Origin of the sequence: Alcanivorax sp. UBA3183, from assembly GCF_002364155.1 — a bacterium.
Lineage (GTDB): Bacteria > Pseudomonadota > Gammaproteobacteria > Pseudomonadales > Alcanivoracaceae > Alcanivorax > Alcanivorax jadensis.
Genome location: NZ_DEXN01000006.1, coordinates 302,978 through 305,811, shown reverse-complemented (window position 1 = coordinate 305,811; position 2,834 = coordinate 302,978). Strand labels below are relative to the sequence as shown.

4 protein-coding genes are annotated in these 2,834 nt (G+C 54.9%); all 4 read right to left on the bottom strand.

Annotated features, from left to right (window positions below; translation table 11 throughout):
• Positions 1-31: 31 nt before the first annotated feature.
• Positions 32-910, bottom strand: a complete 879-nt coding sequence (gene galU, locus B3Q33_RS02830; RefSeq protein ID WP_273008834.1) for a UTP--glucose-1-phosphate uridylyltransferase GalU — start codon at positions 908-910, stop codon at positions 32-34.
• Positions 903-1,268, bottom strand: coding sequence for a VanZ family protein (locus B3Q33_RS02825; protein WP_273008835.1), 366 nt, complete (start codon positions 1,266-1,268; stop codon positions 903-905). The genes galU and B3Q33_RS02825 overlap by 8 nt, the downstream gene beginning before the upstream one ends.
• 447 nt (positions 1,269-1,715) lie before the next feature.
• Complete coding sequence (cysC, locus tag B3Q33_RS02820; protein WP_273008836.1) at positions 1,716-2,327, bottom strand: adenylyl-sulfate kinase; 612 nt, start codon at positions 2,325-2,327, stop codon at positions 1,716-1,718.
• 92 nt (positions 2,328-2,419) lie between these two features.
• On the bottom strand, positions 2,420-2,834 hold a 415-nt coding region (locus B3Q33_RS02815; protein WP_286826777.1), incomplete at its 5' end, for a four helix bundle protein.

Below are 2,834 nucleotides of genomic sequence, written 5' to 3'. Positions count from 1 at the left end.
CTCACAGCTCACAGCTCACAGCTGATAGCTGTCAACCCAGCTCGGCGGCCATCATCGCACGCACCTGCTCGCCTAACTCGGGGTGGCGGGCAGCGAAATGGAAAATCGCCTGTAAATACCCAGCCTTGTTACCGCAATCGAAAGTCCGGCCGCGCATAGCATAGGCGTCCACGGGCGCCCGCTCCATCAAGGTCGCAATGGCATCGGTGAGCTGGATCTCGTTCCCCGCACCTGGTGGGGTCTCAGCCAAAATGCCCATGATCTCACCCGGCAGCACATAGCGCCCCACCACAGAAAGGCGTGATGGCGCATCTTCAACCGCGGGCTTCTCGACCACCGCCGTCATGGGCGCACTTTCACCGGGAGCGGGTACCTCACCCTTCAGGGCCACAATACCGTATTGCCTCACTCGCTCTTTCGGGACTTCCTCGACCATAATCTGAGCAGCACCACTGGCATGATATCTCTCAACCATGACCCCGAGATCCTCCTTCTGGCCATCCCAGTCCACCAGCACATCCGGCAATAACACTGCAAAAGGCTCATCGCCTACCACCGGCGCCGCACAGGCTACAGCATGGCCCAGACCCAACGCCCGATGCTGGCGGATCGAAATCACACTCACATCATCCGGCAGAATACCGCGCACCTCGGCCAACAGCGTATCCTTGCCCTTGGCCTCCAGCAGGTTCTCCAGCTCGAACTGGGTATCGAAGTAGTCTTCTATGGCCGTCTTGGCGGAATGCGTTACAAGAATGATGTCCTTGATCCCTGCTCTCACGGCTTCCTTCACCACGTATTCGATGGCAGGCCGATCCACAATGGGCAACATTTCCTTGGGAATGGACTTGGACGCCGGCAGCATGCGCGAACCGAAGCCCGCCACCGGTAAAACCGCTTTTTTAACCATCACTCCCTCTTTTCAACAGCCGTTTACCCAGCCACAAAACTGACAGCCCAACAATCGTGCCAACCGCGTTACCGGTCACGTCATTCCAGCTGGTAGAGCGGTATGGAATCCACAGCTGGGCCAGTTCAATCAAGCCGCCTAACACCATCAAAAGCACAAAAATCCATATAAAAGGCATCCCGTTGCAGCCTAGCAACAGGGCAATCAGGGCACAAAAGAACAGATGCGCGTACACATCAACACCGCCCAGCGACAACGCCTTACTTACCGTTTCTCTCATCTCGCCTGGCAACATGGCACCACACACAAACAACAAAGTGATGACAATTAGGAGAGAAATTCGCCAGACACTACTCATAATTCACTCAGCCGTTATCACGCACGCCAGGGCTGTCAATACCCGAACCATAGAACGCAGGCGTATTCATCTATCCAAGCAGGATGCAGTCCTTCAGTATACTCCCTGCAATCTCAACCGACACAGCCAAGAATCTATACCGCCCCTATTCGGAGCGGCGATTCTGCCGCGAAAGGTATTTCATGCCTTTCCCTTTGATCTTCCTTGTAGCTTGCAGCAGTTTTCTGTCATTCCTCGAAGCTAGCAGCTAGAAGCTCATAGCTTTTTTCGCATTTCCTCGTCGCGAGAAGCTGCTACTAAAAAGCCGCACCCGACACCAGGCACGGCTTTTCCAGGTCTGCTGTGGGAACATAGCGTAACGAAGTAACGCACCCAGCGCAGCCCAGCGGCACTTTAGTCCCTATCGCTTGCAAGCATACCCGGAAGGGCCAAGAGAGCGCCCACCGATCAAACGATGGCGGCGATCAGCTGCTTCACACAGGCTTCGATATCGTTTTCGGCGGTGTTGATCACCACTTCCGGCTTCTCCGGCGCCTCGTAGGGGCTGTCGATACCGGTGAATTCCTTGATGATGCCCTGGCGTGCCTTCTGGTACAGGCCCTTGGGGTCACGCTTCTCGCACTCTTCCAGCGGCGCGTCCACGAACACCTCGACAAACTCGCCGTCGTCGAACAGCGCACGGGCAGAATCCCGGTCCGCACGGAACGGGCTGATAAACGCGGTCACCACAATCAGGCCCGCATCCACCATCAGCTTGGCCACTTCGGACACACGACGGATATTCTCGGTGCGATCTGCATCGCTCATGCCCAGGTTCTTGTTCAGGCCATGACGCACATTATCGCCATCCAGCAGATAGGTATGCTTACCCTGCTCGGTCAGCGCCACTTCCAGCGCATTCGCCAGCGTAGACTTGCCAGAACCAGACAGCCCCGTCAGCCAGATACACTTCGGTTTCTGGTCCTTCACCTTGGCACGGTCAGCCTTGGTCACATTGGACTCATGCCACACCACGTGGGCTTTGGATTCGTTCGCTTTTTCTTGGTACGGGGAAGACATATATACCTCTCTGTTTTCGAAGAGTAGCTGCGAGCTACGAGCTTCTAGCTGCTAGAAAAACACAACCGGACCTTCGGCCCGGAGCCTCAAATTCACTTCAGTTTTCGCATTATCGCAAAGAGCATTCTTGATAGCTGATCGACCTCATCTCCCCACCTCTTGCTCATCGCATCAGGTATATACCCAATCCTGCTGCCAATGATTAGCTGGGTTTTCAACTCACCAGCCGAGCCTTTCGCGTAGTTCAAAAACAAAGCCTTCTCTTTCTCCGACGCTCTCTCAAAGCCCTCGGCAATATTAGAAGGCAGAGACAACGAAGAGCGAGTGATCTGATCCCTGAAACCGAAATCACGATGCCCTGCGAAATGCCGGTAAATCTCCACACTAAGATCCACCGAGCGCCGCCATATCTCCAAGTTTTCCAAACGCATCCTTGCACCTATTCCACTCAAGCCCCCATCCTTAGGAACTTTTCCCAATCTCTCTATCCAACGAGCGTAGCTCGTA